Genomic DNA, 14,635 nt, shown 5'->3' on the forward strand with positions numbered 1-14,635 from the left:
CTCGCTCATCCCTCGCGTTTCGAGCCGTGGTTCGCGTTTCACTCACCACGGCTCAGCGCGCCGATGTACTTCTCGAGTCGACGAGCCGCTACTGATGCTTGCGATTGACCCCCTAGCTTCTACGGATGCGGGGGTGGCAGTCCCGGTCGTGACGCTCTCGCTGGCTCGTCGGGCGGAGCGGTTTCCGGATCGGACGGCGGTCGTCGACGTCTCCGAGGAGCGGCTGTACGCGCCCGCGGAGACGGTCCACGAGAACCGGGTCTCCTACGGCGAACTCTCGGCCATGGCGACGCGGACGGCCGAGCACCTCGCGGCACTCGGCGTCGAGGCCGGCGACACCGTCTGTCTCGTCACGCGAAACCGGGTCGCCTCGCTGGCGCTGCTGTTCGCCTGTCGTCGCCTCGAGGCCACCCTCGCACCGATCTCTCACTGGCTGACGCCGGCGTCGGTCGAGCGCCCGTTCGACGTCCTCGAGCCGGAACTGGTCGTCTCCGAGGCGGCCCAGCGCGACCTCGTGCGGTCGATTCCCTTCGATCGGTCGGTGACGCTCGAGGAACTGGCCGAGGCCGACCGGGAGTCGATTCCGGCAGACACGGGCCCGGACCGCGAAGACGGCGACGGCGGGGACGGCGACCGCGACGGGACCGCGGCGCCGCTGGTGGTCCTCCACGGCGACGACGGCCGGCCGGTCGTCGGCTACTCGGCGCGCGCCCTCGAGTGGAACTGCGTCTCGAGCGCGGTCGCGTGGGGCCTTTCCGGAACCGACGTCGTGCCGCTCGTGACGCCGCTCTCGGCCGCCGACGGCCTCGTTCGCGTCGCGCTGTCGGTCCTGTACGTCGGCGGGACCCTGCTGCTCGACCGGGCGTTCGATCCCGGCGACACCCTGACCGCCGTCGAGACGGCCAGCGCCACGTTCCTCGCCGGCCGGAATCAGGCGCTGTCGGATCTGACGGGCGAATCGGGATTCGCCGACGCGGTCGACTCGCTCGAGCGGGCCGTCGTCGAGAGGCCGATGGACGCCGACGTCCGCGAGCGGTACCGCGACGCCGGCGTGTCGGTCGCTCGCGCGTACGGTCGACTCGAGTGTCCGACCGCGTTGAGCCAGTCGTTCGAGACGGCCGACGCGGATTCGGAGTCGACCGGCGTCGGCTACCCGGTTCCGGACTGTCGTGCGCGACTGGTCGCCGACGACGGGACCGTCCTCGAGGGGGAGTGCGAGGGGCGACTCGAGCTATCGGGTCCGGTCCTGGCCGACGGCTACGTAAACGCTGCCGGAACCGACGACGAGAACTGGTACACCTCCGCCGAGATGCAGAGCGAGGAGCACGACGAATCCGAGGACGGCGGCCGGTTCGAGGACGGCTGGTTCAACACGGGGGAACGGTTCCGGCGCGATGCGGACGGGAGCTACTATCCGCAGTGAGTTCCGCCGCCGCTACCGGAACCCGATCGGTTCCGGACCTCGAGAACCGACGGACGCCTAGCCGTCCGCGGTTGCGGCAACCCCGGCGACGGACGGAAAGCATATGCCTTCGGAGTAGCCAGTACGGGACGAATGAGTCAGCTCCGTATTGCCGTCCTGAACGCGGCCCATCGGGACGAGAATACCACGCGCAACTTCCGACGCGAACTCGACGCCTCCCTGTCCGAGTTCGACGCGACCGAGGGCGAGGTGCCCGACGATTTCGACTACGACGGCGCCGTCGTCACCGGATCGCGGTCGTCGGTGTACTGGGACGAAGAGTGGATGCAGCGCACCAAGGAGTGGGTCGGCGAGGCGATCGACCGGGATATTCCGTTCCTCGGCGTCTGCTGGGGTCACCAACTGCTCGCGGACGTCCTCGGCGGCACCGTCGCGGACATGGGCGCCTACGAGGTCGGCTACAGCGAGATCGACCAGCTCGAGGGTTCCGATTCGCGGCTGCTCGAGAACATTAGCGACAGCTTCACCGCCTTCACTAGCCACTCCGACGAGGTCGTCGAACTGCCCCCCGGCGCGGAACCCCTCGCCGCGAACGACTACTCCAACCACGGCTTCCGCAAGGACCGGGTCTTCGGCGTCCAGTTCCACCCCGAGTACGACCCGAAGACCGCCCGCGAACTCGTCGAGCGCAAGGACCTCTCCGACGACCGTCGCCAGTCGGTCCTCGAGGAAATCACCGACGAGAACTATCAGAAGGCCTGCGAGGCGAAACTCGTGTTTGACAACTTCCTCGAATTTGTCCGCGAGGTACAGACCGGCGGCATCTCCGCCGAAGCGGAGCAGGACGCGTCCGCGTCCGTCGGCTGTTCGGACTAATTGTAGCGACCGAGCCGTCATTTCCGTCTTCCAACTCGGGATACCCAGTCATCAGCCACCGGTATCACCTTCGGGAGGCCTCGAGTCCTCTATTCGCCTTCGGGAGAACAGTTTTCCAGTGGAACCCACTACTACCGTGTATGAGCACGTCGGTCACGGTCACGGAGACGACGAAATCCCGACTCGAGGAACTCCGGGCGGAAATCCGCCTCGAGACGGGACAGACGGTGACTGAACAGGACCTTCTCGAGCGAATCGTCACCGCCACGTACGAGTCGAAAGAAGAGTTGATCGACTCGTACCGTGACGATTTCGATCCATTGTCCGAAGACGAAATCGATCAGTGGCTGTCCGGAACCGTCGACTCGGGAATCGAGACGACGGAAGAGGACATCGATACCGTGCTGTACGGAGATTGAGCGTTTTTATCGACATCTATTCTGTACGCTGCTTCGACGACGACTTCGACGGATCCGTCGATCGGATCGATCCGGCGTCGGTATAGATCCCTCTCGCTCCGGCACTCTCAGAAATACCTTCTCTCTGTCAGAAACACGCCGAAAGAACACTGCTACTGGCCGGACGATACGAACTCGGGATCAGTCCGCCGCGACCTCGAGATTCGCTTTCTCTTCCGCGCCGATCGCTTCGACGACGAGTTCGGCGATGTCGACGATCTCGATTTCGTCCTCGTAGCCGCCGGTCTTGCGGCCGTCCTCGTACATCGTCATGCACATCGGACAGGCGACGACGAACTTCTCGATCCCGCTGCCGGCGTCGGTGTCCTCGAGCGCTTCCCGAATGCGCTCCTCGCTGGGCTTGGGCTCTTCCTCGAAGTCCATCCAGAGGCCGCCGCCGCCGCCGCCACAACAGAAGGAGTTGTCGCGGTTGCGGGGCATCTCGTCGAGTTCACAGCCCGTCGCGCGGATGAGTTCGCGCGGGGCCTCGTACTCGTCGTTGTACCGACCCAGATGGCAGGGGTCGTGGTAGGTGACCGTGTAGTCGAGTTCGGTGCCGGTCAGGTCGAGCCTGCCCTGCTGGACTAACTCTTCGACGGCCTGCGTCCAGTGGTAGACCTCGATCTCGCCGTCTTCGTTCCACTGCTCGTCGTACTCGAAGGGCATCATCGGGTCGTCGGCGAACTCGTCGAAGTTGACCTCCGGATACTCGTTCTTGAACGTGTTGTAGGAGTGGGGGTCCGTACAGACGATTTTGTCGAACTCGCAGTCCTCCCAGGTCTCGACGTGGTGGCCGGCCAGTTCGACGTAGAGCAGTTCCTCGCCGACGCGGCGGATGTCGTTGCCGTCGTACTTCTCGTCGTCGAAGAGGATGCCGAAGCTGACGTCGGCCTCCTTCAGAATCGTCGCCAACGAGCGGGCGACCTGCTTGTTGCGCTCGTCGTAGCTCGGGAAGTCGCCGACGTACCAGAGGTAGTCGACCTTCTCTTCGCGGGCGTCTGTGACGTCGAACTCGAGTTCCTCGCTCCAGTCGCCGCGATTTCGCGGGGAGTCGCCGAACGTGTTGCCGTTCTGCATGACGTTCTGGAAGACGTCCTGCATGCTCGGGGCGACGTCGCCCTGGTCGGTCATCTGCCGGTTCAGCCGGGTGAAGGACTGGAGGTGCTCGATCTCGACGGGACAGGCGTCCATGCAGGCCATGCAGGCCATGCAGGACTCCATCGTCTCCGTGTTGATCACCGAGGTCCCGCCGTCGGCGATGATCGGCTTCTCCTCGGCGCCGGCGTCGAGTTCCTCGCGATACTTCCGGAGGTCGAGGATGACGTTGCGCGGATCGAGCGGGCGGTCGGAGGCCTTCGCGGGACAGACCGACGAACAGCGACCGCACTTGGTGCAGGCGTCCTGGTCCAAGATCTCCTTCCAGGTGAAGTCGTCGAAGGATTCGGCGTTGGTCGCGTCCAGATCCGAGGGGACGTTCGGCAGCCGTTTGCCGGCCTTCTCGTCGCGGGTGACGACGTTCGCGAACGAGGAAATCGTGTGGAACGGCTTGCCCGCGTAGGGGAGCCATGCGATGAAGAACAGCGCGAGCAGCGAGTGACTCCACCAGACGGCCCAGTGGAGCGATTCGGCGTTGAACCCGAGCCCGGCGAACGCGCTGTAGTCGGCGCTCTCGAGCGCGGCCCCGGTCGTCGGGAGATCGATCGCGCTGAAGAGCAGCGCCAGCCCGTAGCCGACGAAGCTGACGACCTCGAAGTCGGGCATTCCGGTGATGTAGATCCGGGTCCCCTCGAGCAGGAAGCCGCCCACGCCGAGGCCGAACAGCGTCCAGACGAAGACGTCGTCCTCGTTGGAGGTGTGACGGCCCCAGAGGCGGTGGTTCTGGACCCAGTAGCGCCGGTAGAGCGCCATCCCGATCCCGACGACGAACAGCAGCCCCATCGCGTCGACGACGAACGAGTAGGCGAGGTAGAAGTCACCCTCCCAGAAGGCCATATGCAGGATCTTCCGGGCGGCGTACTCGTCGACCATCAGGATCAGCGTCGCGATGAACAGCGTCAGGAAGCCCCACAGGATAAACGAGTGCATCAATCCGCCGTAGAGATCCCTGTTGAACTGCTTCTCGTTCGAAATAACGATCTTGGCCGCGCTGGTGATACGGCCCGGCAGTTCGTTGAGCCGAGCGAACGGATCGTCGTCACCCTCGGTGTAGCGACTGAACCGCAGGTACAGTCCGTACCCGAAGACCGCGAGGGTGATGAACACGAGGAGGTAGAAGGTCGCGTACCCGATGTTACCCAGCCCCAAATAGGTGTCTCGGGTCACCTCCGATTGCGCTATGACGTTCATGTACAATGAGGTGGGGGGCTGTAACTTAATTCTTGTTACAGCGTCCGCGAGGCGAACACGACGCCGTGTTGCGAAAATTTTCCTACCATTCCGAGTTTATAACAGTCGACCGTGTTCGATTTCCATCCCCAATCCTAGCTGGCAACAGGCTTAAATAGCCACCCGTCGGGAGTGTCCATCCATGAACGACAAAACCGAGGAACTCCGCGATATCTTCACCGACGTCACCGACGGCGAGGAAACGGTCACCGAATCCCAGGAGAACACCCGCGGCTCGCTCGAGCGTGACGAACGTACGACCGAGGAACGCCTCGAGAGCGTCGTCACGCAGATGCGCGAGCGATACGAGTTCGAGACGTCGCTCTCGGACGACGAGTTGATCTCGGTCGCGAAGGCCTTCTACGAAGGTGACAGCGACAGCGAAATCGCCAGCGATCTGGGCGTCGACGAGGACGACATCTTCGAGGCCCGAATGTCCCTGCACCTCGTGAGCGAGAACGACGCCGACGAGGTCGACCTCGCGGCCATTCGCGACCGGGAGGAGGACGACGCCGTGCTCGCCGACGAGTACGACGTCGGCGAGGCCCAGATCCGGCGCTATCGCCGCGTCGCCGCCGCCGAGGACGAGTCCCGCGCGGCCAACGACCGCTACCGCGACGAGTTCGACAGCGTCCTCGGCGACTCCGAACTCTCCGAGCAGATGACCACCGACGTCCGCGAGGACGGCCTCGAGGACGCCACCGAGGGGATGGAGACGGACGTGGAGTTCTAGCGACGAACTTTTTTCACGGGGGCATCGGCTGGCGTCTACGACGCCAGCCTCAATCCCCGACTGCTCACGGGCGCTTCGCGCCCGTTCGCACGTCACGTGGGACCGGAGGTCCCACGCTGTCAAAAAACTTCGATGAAAAACACCGGGAGAGCGGGGCTCTCCCGAGCCCTCGTTCGTTCCTTCGGAACTCACGAGGAAGGCCGAGCGCTCGCTCTGCTCGCGCTCGGTACAACTGCTTGCGCTTCTGCACAGCACTACTGCAGCCCCGCTCAGAGCCAACGTCTCCGCCGGCTTCGGACGAGACTTTTTACGACAAGGGGCGGCCAGACCGCCCGTGACTCGAGACCTCGTTCCCTTCAGCGACCTGCGGACGGCCGCCTACTGCGCCCGGAAGTGCTACTACCAGCGGACGCGCGACGACTACGATCGCGAGTCACCGCCGTCGGTCGATCGCATTCGGGGCCTCGAGCGGCGCTACGAGGGCCTCCTCGAGTCCTCGCCGGGCGCGCTCGAGGACGAACCGATCGCCGTCCCGCCCGTTCGGTATCGCGAACGACTGGGGGCGACCCGAAACCGACTCGCCGACGACGGCCACTGGGAGCGATTGCGAGCGCCGACCGAGCGGGACGTCTACGCGGCCGGCCGCCGCTGTCACGGGGTCGTCCACAAGGTCCTCGAGGTCCCCCTCGAGCCGGTCCTGATTTCGACGGGCGAACCGCCCACACAGGGCGTCTGGGAGCCCCAGTCGGTCCACGCCGTCGCGGCCGCGAAGGCGCTGGCCTGGGAACACCAGCAACCGGTCGATCGCGCGTGGCTCGAGTACCCTGCGTACGGCGTAATTCGCTCGATCGACCTGACGACCCGTCGAAAGGCGCGGTATCGACGCGCCCTCCGAACGGTGTGGGAACTCGACGGGCCGCCGGCCCGGACCACCAACCGCTCGAAGTGCGACGCCTGCGAGTTCGCCGCGGAGTGTGGCGTCAAGACGCGAACGTTGCGCTCGTTGTTGCCGGGGCTCGGCACGTGAGAGTTGGAGACGAAAAACCACAGTAAACCGGCGTGAAAGTCTCTATTTCGGACGAGTTAGTAGTGCTGCAGAACTGATACCGAGAAGCTTTTACTCATAACCGAGTGTCTAATCATACGATGATGTGGCAAGATTTCGTCTTCCTCGCCGGCAGCGTCCTCTCGATCACCTTCCTCGCGCCGACCGTGCGCGATCCGACCGCGCAGGTCCCCCTCGGCTCGAGCGTTCCGTCGATGACCGTCGGGGCCGTCTACTCGTTCACCTACGCGACGATGGGCATGACCTTCTCGGCGGCCGGCTCGCTCGGCGTCGCGACGATGTGGTCGCTGATCGCCTGCTATCGCTCGCCCGGGCCCCTGACCGGACCGAGAGCCGTCGCTCGCTTCGTCATCTCGCTGCCCGGTCGCGCACGGCGCTCCGTGGCCGACGCCGTCGGCATCGGACCGACGGCGACCGCAGACGTCGACCAGGCGGCCGACTGATTCTCGCGGTTCTCCCTCGACTTCACTCCGATTGGCGTTCAGTGCTCGACGAGCCACGCCTCGATCTCGTCGGCCAGCGCACCTCGTCGATGGATCGTCTCCGCCTCGAGGTCGACGACGGTGCTCGGGACCGTCTCCTCGATCGACGCGTACAGGTCGTCGGCCTCGAGGACGACCGCGTCGTCTAGCACCCGTCGACCGATGTCCTCGACCCGCCGAGCGCTGGGCTCCCCGCTGACGTTGGCGCTCGTGGCGGTGACAGGCCTGCCGGCGCGCTCGAGAAATTCGAGTGCGGGCTCGCAGTCGGGGACCCGAATGCCGACCCGATCGCCGCCGGCCGTGACGACGTCGGGGATCGGCTCCCGGCGCTCGCAGAGCAGCGTTACGGGACCCGGGAGGAACGCCTCGGCGAACGCGCGCTCGCGCTCGCTCGCCCGGACGTACCCTTCTTCGACGGCCGTTTCGAACGTCGGGACGGCCACCGAGACCGGCTTCGACCGGTCCCGGCCCTTGGCCTCGAAGACGCGCTCGACCGCCTCGGCGTCGAGCGCGTCGGCGCCCAGGCCGTAGACCGTCTCGGTCGGGTACACCACCAGTTCGCCCGCGCGGATGGCCGTTGCGGCGCGCTCGAGGACCTCCTCGTTCATACTCGATCATCGCCGCGTCGACGACAAAAACGTAGCGTCACGCCGTCGGGTCGGTGGCGTCGGGGCGATTTCCGTTCGGTGCCGCAGGGGCGGCTCCAGCGAGTTCGAGGGGCGTCGTGTCGAGGGACGTTACTCGAGGCCCAGATCCGACTCGAGTTCGTCGTAGGGCGGGAACTCTGGCCACTCGGTGGCGACCCAGCCGCTGTCGATCGTGAGATCCGGCTCGAGGCCGAAGACGGCGGCGCGGGGTTCGCTGATGCCTTCCATGCCGTCCAGATCGTTGACGATACCCAGGGAGTCGGCGACGCCGTTGGCCGGATCCGCGAAGACGGCGAACGGGAACCCGTTGTCGTCGAGGAACGACGACACCGCGTACGGCGTCGAGGCCGTGAGGCCGACGATCCGGTCCGCGCGGTCGAACCAGTCCCGTTCGTCGAGTTCGTCCCAGATGTACTTGGCGGCGAAGGAGCTGATCATCGGCGTGCAGACGAGGATCGTCCGACCCTCGTCGGCGGCGACGTCGGAGAGACTGCGGTCCTCCCAGAACTCGTCGGTGACCAGCGGCCGCGTGAAGTCGGGTACCTCCTCGCCCGCCTCGAGGTGGTCCGCGGGGCCGAGTTCGGTGACCTCGAAGTCAGGCATCAGTCGTCACCTCCGGCTTCCGCCGCGGCGTCGGGCTGTTGGCCGTTCTCGCCGTAGGTCGACTCGAGGTAGTCGACGATGTTCGCGCTCTCGGCCATCGTCACGCCGGTGTTCTCGTCGACGACGACGGGGACGGAGCGGACGCCGGCGATCCGCTTGACGACGTCGCGCCGAGAGTGCATCGGTTCGACGAACCGCGATCGGTACTCCAGATCGTACTCCTCGAGCAGTCGAGCGACGCGTTCGCAGTACGGACACGCCTGTAGCCGGTAGAACGTGATCGGCGCGTCGCTTGCTGCGCTGGCGGACGCTTCCATACCCGATCGTACGGGCAACGGCCGGGTAAACGTGTCGTCGTCGGCGAAGCGGGCCCCTAAATCCCCGAAATGGTAAACGGTTAACCGATCCGGCTACAATCCACGACATCAATGGCGTTGTCTCCGCTGTCTGCGGCCGTGGTCGCTGCCTACGAGGTACCAGTCGTGGGTCTCGAGTTCGACGAAACGACGGTGACGGTGCTCGGCAGCGTCGCCGTACTCCTGCTGATCGGGTTCTCCGCGTTCTTCTCCTCCTCGGAGATCGCGATGTTCAACCTCCCGAAACACCGCATCGAGGGGATGGTCGAGGACGACGTCCCCGGGGCGGCGCTCGTGAAATCGCTCAAGGACGATCCTCACCGGCTGCTGGTGACGATCCTCGTCGGCAACAACATCGTCAACATCGCGATGTCCTCGATCGCGACCGCGATCCTGTCGCTGCACTTCGGCGGTCTGGTCGGCGTCCTGATCGCGACGTTCGGGATCACCGCCCTGGTGTTGCTGTTCGGCGAGAGCGTGCCCAAGTCCTACGCCGTCGAGAACACCGAGTCGTGGTCGATCCGCATCGCGCGACCGCTGAAGGCGACCGAGTACTTCCTGTTCCCGCTCATCGTCCTCTTCGATTACCTCACGCGGCAGGTCAACCGGCTCACGGGCTCGACGGGGGCGATCGAGTCTCCCTACGTCACCCGCGACGAGATTCAGGAGATGATCGAGTCCGGCGAGCGCGAGGGCGTCCTCGAGGAGGAGGAACACGAGATGCTCCAGCGCATCTTCCGGTTCAACAACACCATCGTCAAGGAGGTCATGACCCCCCGCCTCGATATGACCGCGGTCCCCAAGGACGCCGACATCGACGAGGCCATCGAGACCTGTATCCAGAGCGGCCACGCCCGCGTCCCGGTCTACGAGGGCAGCCTCGACAACGTGCTCGGCGTCGTCCACATCCGCGATCTCGTCCGCGACCTCAACTACGGCGAAACCGAGGCCGAGGATCTGGCCCTCGAGGACCTCATCCAGCCGACGCTGCACGTCCCCGAGTCGAAGAACGTCGACGAACTGCTAACCGAGATGCGGGAAAACCGGATGCACATGGCGATCGTCATCGACGAGTTCGGCACCACCGAGGGGCTGGTCACCGTCGAGGACATGATCGAGGAAATCGTCGGCGAGATTCTCAAATCCGGCGAGGACGAACCGGTCGAGGAGGTCGACGACCGCACCGTGATCGTCCGCGGCGAGGTCAACATCGAGGACGTCAACGAGGCCCTCGACATCGACCTCCCCGAGGGCGAGGAATTCGAGACCATCGCCGGCTTCATCTTCAACCGCGCGGGCCGCCTCGTCGAGGAAGGCGAGGAGATCACCTACGACGGCGTCCGCATCACCGTCGAGGCCGTCGAGAACACTCGGATCATGAAGGCCAGACTGCGGAAACTCGAGCAGTCTCCAGAGCCCGAACTCGAGGAGGAGGAGACGGAGACCGACGAAGAGTCGGTGCCACCGGAGTAGTCAGCCGTCGTCGACAGCGACGTCGTCAGCGTCACCCGCGGCCGACTCGTCGCCGTCGGCCTCGAGCATCCGATCTCGAAGTTTGCGGCCCCGTTCGGAGTCGACCGTCAACTCCGGCACCGACATCGGTGAGCCGTCCGCGTCGATCGCGACGAAGGTAAACGACGACTCGGTCGTCCGCTCCCGTTCGCCGGTTCTGGGCTCTTCGCGCCACGCGCGCAGGCCGACGTGGACGCTCGTCCGCCCCGCGTCGTAGACGAAGGCCTCGACGACCGCCGTGTCGCCGATGCCGATCGGGCGCTCGAAGTCGAGTTCGTTCACGCGGGCGGTGACGCAGGTCTCGCCGGCGAAGCGCATCGCCGACATCGCGGCGACCTCGTCGAGCCACTTCATGAGGTTGCCGCCGTGGAGCGTCTCGTTGTTGTTCGCGTGGTTGGGCTGGACGCGGAATCGGTTCTCGATGTGGGTCTCGAGGACGGTCGGCATAGGAGTAGTGGACGGCCGAATCGGAAAAAGCAGTGTGGCCGGCAGCTACGCGCCCCCGGCCGGTTTCGTCGGCAGTTACGCGTCCCGGCCCAGTTCCGCCAGCAGGTGCGAGACGTGGATCCGGTCGCTCGAGCCCTCCTGCATCTCGAACTCGACGTCGGCGGCCAGCTGGTGCATCCGAGCCAGTTTCTCGCCCTGATACCGTTTCCGGGCGATCCCGAGGATCGAATCGAGAACCTCGTCGCCGTCCAGTCCCTCGTCGACGAGCAGGTCGTCCAGGGTCTTGCGAGCGTCCGTGAACGCTCCGGCTTCGGCGTCGTCTAGCATCGACTCGATCTCGTCCTCGAGCCCCACCTCGCCGATGGTCTCGTAGGCCGCCTGCATCGTCAGTTCGCCCTCGTCCTCGACGGTCGTCTGGGCGGCCAGAATGGCCTGCCGGAGGTTACCGTTGGCGTAGCCGGCGACGAACTCGAGGCCGTCGTCGTCGTACGCGACGTCCTCCGCGTCGACGATGCGCTCGAGGACGCCGACGATTTCGGGGCTCGAGGGGGCTCGGATGGAGACGGGGAAACACCGCGAGCGGATCGGCGGGATGAGCTTCGTCGGCTGGCGGGTGGCGATGATAAACTGCGTCGTCCGGTGGTGTTGCTCCATGATTCGACGCAGGGCCTGCTGGAAGTCCTCGCGGACGTCCTCGGCGTTGTCCAGCAGGATCGTCTTGTACTCCCCCGAGACGGGGGCGTAGCTGGCGGACTCCTTGAGGACCCGGTTGATCATGTCCCGTTTGGACATCGAGGAGCGGCCGACGAGGAACTGGGCGAAGCGCGGATCGTTCTTGATCTCGGTCTTCGTGCGGCCGAAGAAGTCGGCGACGTTGATCTCGACGAGGTCGTTGTCGGGGTCCTCGTGCGCTTCGCGTGCGAGTGCGCGCGCCGCCGCCGTCTTCCCGCTACCGGGCGGTCCCTGCAGGAGGAGGTTGATCGGCTCCTCGACGGCCCGTTCGAGGTACTCGCGGGCGTCGTCCTGTGGCAACTCGGCCAGCTCGGGGGCGTGGGTGTCGGTCCACAGCGGCGCGTCCATCGCCCGTCGGTAGGGCCGGCCCGGGTAAGAATCGGTCGGTTGGCCGTCGACGGTCCGCGCTACGCGTCGCTACTGTTTCCGTCGCCGCCGTCCCCTCCGTCGCCGGACTCGTTCGGCACGTCCGCGAGCGTGAACGTGGTTTCGACGCGCTCCCCCTGATACGTCAGCGGCGTCGCGTTCTCCGCGTCGTCCGGCTCGCCCTCGTAGAGGACGGCGGTCAGTTGCTCGTCGTCCTCGATCGAGGCGTTCTCGTCGATCTCGACGGTGACGTCGTCGTGTTCTCCCGGTTCTAACGCGTCGCTCGAGGCGACGATGGCCCCGCTCGCGTCTTCGACGGCGACGAACCCTTCGCCGGGAATCGCGACGTCGGCGGAGAGGGAACTGTCGTTCGCGCCGGTGATCTCGACGGCGGGATCGGTGTGGAACGAGAGTTCGATCGGCGCGAGTTCGCCGTCGGCGTCGGTGTAGACGCCGATCGTCCGGTTCCCGGGGGCGGTCCCGCTCGTGTCGATCTCGAAGGTCACCTCGCGGCTCTCCTCGGCCTCGAGGGTCAGGGCCCGCTGCTGGAGGACGGCGCCGTCGAGACGGACGTCGACGGACTGCTGGGTCGTCAACTCGGTCGGGTTGGTGATCTGGGCGGTGACCTCGATCGTCTCGTTCGTGGTCGCCGACTCGGGAGCGCTCATCGAGTCGACCCTGAACGAGTTCAACAGCGCCTCGTCGCTCTCGTTGGTCGACACCGTCGCGGTGGCCGCCACCGGCTTCCCGTCCTCGAGGTAGGGACGGTCGTCCTCGCCGTCGCTGTCCGCGTAGTCGTAGCTCTCGTCGCCGTCCGAGTCCTGATGGACCGTCGCGGTGAGTTGACCGGTGAGTTCGGCCCCGTCCTCCCCGCGCTCGACGGTCACGTTCTCGTGGGTGCCCGACTCGAGGTAGTCGGAGACGGCCAGCGGTTCGCCGTCGCTGTCCGTGACGACGACGAAGCCGCCCTCCGAGAGGGTGACCTCGGCGACGTCCACCGACTCGCCGTCGCCCCGTTGATCCTCGAACGTGATCGAGGCCTCGGGATCGGTCTCGACGCCGAAGATCGCGGGCGCCTGGAAGACGATGATCCCCGCGGCGAGTACGATCGCGATCGCGAGCAGGATCGCGACGATCCGCTTGATCGTACCGAACGTCAGTCCTGAACTCATTTGGGGGTGTATCGTCTGCCGATAGGGACTCGAGTGACGTAAAACGCAGAGTTTCTTCGCACGAGACGGATCGATTCGGAGCACTCTCTCCTCGAGTCGACCACGCCGTCGCTTCGAAGGGGGTTTAGCGCCGGCTCACGGATCATCCCACGATGCCACTCCGCGTGACGTTTCTGGGGACGGCCGGGGCGATTCCGACGACCGAGCGGAACCCGAGCAGCGTCTTCGTCGCCCGCGAGGGGGAGGAGTTGCTGTTCGACGCCGGCGAGGGGACCCAGCGCCAGATGATGCGCTTCGGCACCGGCTTCTCGATCTCGCACCTGTTCGTCACGCACCTCCACGGCGATCACGTCCTCGGGATTCCCGGCCTCCTCCAGACGATGGACTTCAACGACCGCGAGGCGCCGCTCGCGATCCACGCGCCCCACGGCACGCGCCGCCAGCTAAAGGGGCTGGTCGAGGCCCTCGGCAACCGCCCCGGGTTTCCCGTGCGAATCAACGAGGTCGGCGACGGCGACGTCCCCTACCGCGCCGACGAGTACGAGGTCCGCGCGTTCGAGACAGACCACGACACCCGCTCGCTCGGCTACGCCCTCGTCGAAGACGAGCGCAAGGGTCGATTCGACCGCGAGCGAGCCGAAGAACTGGGCGTTCCCGTAGGGCCGAAGTTCTCGCGACTCCACGAGGGCGAGTCCGTCGAACTCGAGGACGGCACCGTCGTCGACCCCGACCAGGTCGTCGGGGAACCCCGTCCCGGTCGAGCGATCGTCTACACTGGGGACACCCGTCCCACGGCGGCAACGGTCGAGGTCGCCGACGAGCCCGATCTGCTGATCCACGACGCCACGTTCGCCGACGATCGGGCCGACCGCGCGGCCGAGACGGCCCACTCGACGGCCCGTCAGGCCGCCGCAATCGCGAACCGGGCCGGCGCGGATCGACTCGCGCTGATGCACCTCTCCTCGCGCTACGCGGGCCGGACCGACGAACACCTCGAGCAGGCCCGCGAGATCTTCGCGGGTGACGGCGATGCCGTGTTCGTCCCCGACGACGGGCGGGGGCTCGAGATTTCGTATCCCGACAGTGAGGAATAACTGCTCGCCCCCGTCGTTCGCCTCCGCCGCTCGCTCCCTCGAGTAGGTTTGCGCTTCGTTCCGATTGGTGACCCACCGTGCGGCGGCGTGCGCTGACGACGCGTCTGAGCAGCAGCGAAGACGCGTCGGTGACCTCGCGCGAGGGATGAGTGAGCGAGAGCGCGGCGCAACGCGCCGCGGACGCGAACGGCCTTGCCGTGAGCGCGAGTGAGCGAATCGGCTGGGGAGGGTGTGGCAGTTCCCTGTTGCCACGGTCGCAGGACGCTCTCTCCGTCCGTTCGAC

General features: G+C 66.0%; 15 protein-coding genes. 8 read left to right on the top strand and 7 right to left on the bottom strand.

Going from position 1 to position 14,635, the window contains the following annotated elements; all coding sequences use genetic code 11:
* The first annotated feature begins 94 nt into the window (after window positions 1-94).
* The 3 genes from J0X25_RS25570 (at window position 95) to J0X25_RS25580 (ending at window position 2,718) form a co-directional block, all read left to right on the top strand.
* A complete protein-coding gene (locus J0X25_RS25570; RefSeq protein ID WP_207290365.1) occupies window positions 95-1,423 on the top strand; it encodes a class I adenylate-forming enzyme family protein in 1,329 nt (442 codons plus the stop codon).
* A gap of 132 nt (window positions 1,424-1,555) precedes the next feature.
* The gene (locus tag J0X25_RS25575; RefSeq protein ID WP_207290366.1) at window positions 1,556-2,299 is read left to right on the top strand and encodes a type 1 glutamine amidotransferase; all 744 of its coding nucleotides are present in this window, start codon (window positions 1,556-1,558) and stop codon (window positions 2,297-2,299) included.
* A gap of 140 nt (window positions 2,300-2,439) precedes the next feature.
* Window positions 2,440-2,718 carry a hypothetical protein gene (locus J0X25_RS25580; protein ID WP_207290367.1) on the top strand — a complete coding sequence of 93 codons (279 nt, stop codon included), beginning with the start codon at window positions 2,440-2,442 and terminating at the stop codon, window positions 2,716-2,718.
* Between the two features lie 180 nt (window positions 2,719-2,898).
* Here the strand turns inward: J0X25_RS25580 and J0X25_RS25585 are convergent, their stop codons facing one another.
* A complete protein-coding gene (locus tag J0X25_RS25585) occupies window positions 2,899-5,103 on the bottom strand; it encodes a (Fe-S)-binding protein (protein ID WP_207290368.1) in 2,205 nt (734 codons plus the stop codon).
* Between the two features lie 181 nt (window positions 5,104-5,284).
* On the opposite strand from J0X25_RS25585, the gene J0X25_RS25590 reads away from it, so the two are divergent.
* The 3 genes from J0X25_RS25590 (at window position 5,285) to J0X25_RS25600 (ending at window position 7,384) form a co-directional block, all read left to right on the top strand.
* Window positions 5,285-5,875, top strand: coding sequence for a conditioned medium-induced protein 4 (locus tag J0X25_RS25590; protein WP_207290369.1), 591 nt, complete (start codon window positions 5,285-5,287; stop codon window positions 5,873-5,875).
* 334 nt (window positions 5,876-6,209) lie between these two features.
* Window positions 6,210-6,902, top strand: a complete 693-nt coding sequence (locus J0X25_RS25595) for a CRISPR-associated protein Cas4 (RefSeq protein WP_207290370.1) — start codon at window positions 6,210-6,212, stop codon at window positions 6,900-6,902.
* A 122-nt stretch (window positions 6,903-7,024) separates the two neighbouring features.
* The gene (locus J0X25_RS25600) at window positions 7,025-7,384 is read left to right on the top strand and encodes a hypothetical protein (RefSeq protein WP_207290864.1); all 360 of its coding nucleotides are present in this window, start codon (window positions 7,025-7,027) and stop codon (window positions 7,382-7,384) included.
* A 38-nt stretch (window positions 7,385-7,422) separates the two neighbouring features.
* Here the strand turns inward: J0X25_RS25600 and J0X25_RS25605 are convergent, their stop codons facing one another.
* The 3 genes from J0X25_RS25605 to J0X25_RS25615 all read right to left on the bottom strand — a co-directional run bounded on the left by J0X25_RS25605 (window position 7,423) and on the right by J0X25_RS25615 (window position 8,990).
* Entirely contained in the window at window positions 7,423-8,031 is a 609-nt protein-coding gene (locus J0X25_RS25605; protein WP_207290371.1) for an L-threonylcarbamoyladenylate synthase, read from the bottom strand.
* Between the two features lie 129 nt (window positions 8,032-8,160).
* Complete coding sequence (locus tag J0X25_RS25610; protein ID WP_207290372.1) at window positions 8,161-8,673, bottom strand: redoxin domain-containing protein; 513 nt, start codon at window positions 8,671-8,673, stop codon at window positions 8,161-8,163.
* A complete protein-coding gene (locus tag J0X25_RS25615) occupies window positions 8,673-8,990 on the bottom strand; it encodes a glutathione S-transferase N-terminal domain-containing protein (RefSeq protein ID WP_207290373.1) in 318 nt (105 codons plus the stop codon). Before J0X25_RS25615 ends, J0X25_RS25610 begins: the two co-directional genes overlap by 1 nt.
* A 111-nt stretch (window positions 8,991-9,101) precedes the next feature.
* Between J0X25_RS25615 and J0X25_RS25620 the strand changes: the two genes are divergently transcribed.
* On the top strand, window positions 9,102-10,502 hold the full coding sequence (locus J0X25_RS25620) for a hemolysin family protein (RefSeq protein WP_207290374.1): 1,401 nt from the start codon (window positions 9,102-9,104) through the stop codon (window positions 10,500-10,502).
* On the opposite strand, the gene J0X25_RS25625 is transcribed toward J0X25_RS25620, so the two are convergent.
* From J0X25_RS25625 to J0X25_RS25635, 3 genes are all read right to left on the bottom strand, one after another.
* Entirely contained in the window at window positions 10,503-10,988 is a 486-nt protein-coding gene (locus J0X25_RS25625) for an acyl-CoA thioesterase (RefSeq protein WP_207290375.1), read from the bottom strand.
* Window positions 10,989-11,063: 75 nt separating this feature from the next.
* On the bottom strand, window positions 11,064-12,068 hold the full coding sequence (locus J0X25_RS25630) for an AAA family ATPase (RefSeq protein ID WP_207290376.1): 1,005 nt from the start codon (window positions 12,066-12,068) through the stop codon (window positions 11,064-11,066).
* A 59-nt stretch (window positions 12,069-12,127) separates the two neighbouring features.
* A complete protein-coding gene (locus J0X25_RS25635) occupies window positions 12,128-13,258 on the bottom strand; it encodes a DUF7282 domain-containing protein (protein ID WP_207290377.1) in 1,131 nt (376 codons plus the stop codon).
* Window positions 13,259-13,410: 152 nt separating this feature from the next.
* Between J0X25_RS25635 and rnz the strand changes: the two genes are divergently transcribed.
* Window positions 13,411-14,352, top strand: coding sequence for a ribonuclease Z (gene rnz, locus J0X25_RS25640; RefSeq protein ID WP_207290378.1), 942 nt, complete (start codon window positions 13,411-13,413; stop codon window positions 14,350-14,352).
* Window positions 14,353-14,635 lie beyond the last annotated feature (283 nt).

It is taken from the genome of Haloterrigena alkaliphila, assembly GCF_017352155.2.
GTDB lineage: Archaea > Halobacteriota > Halobacteria > Halobacteriales > Natrialbaceae > Haloterrigena > Haloterrigena alkaliphila.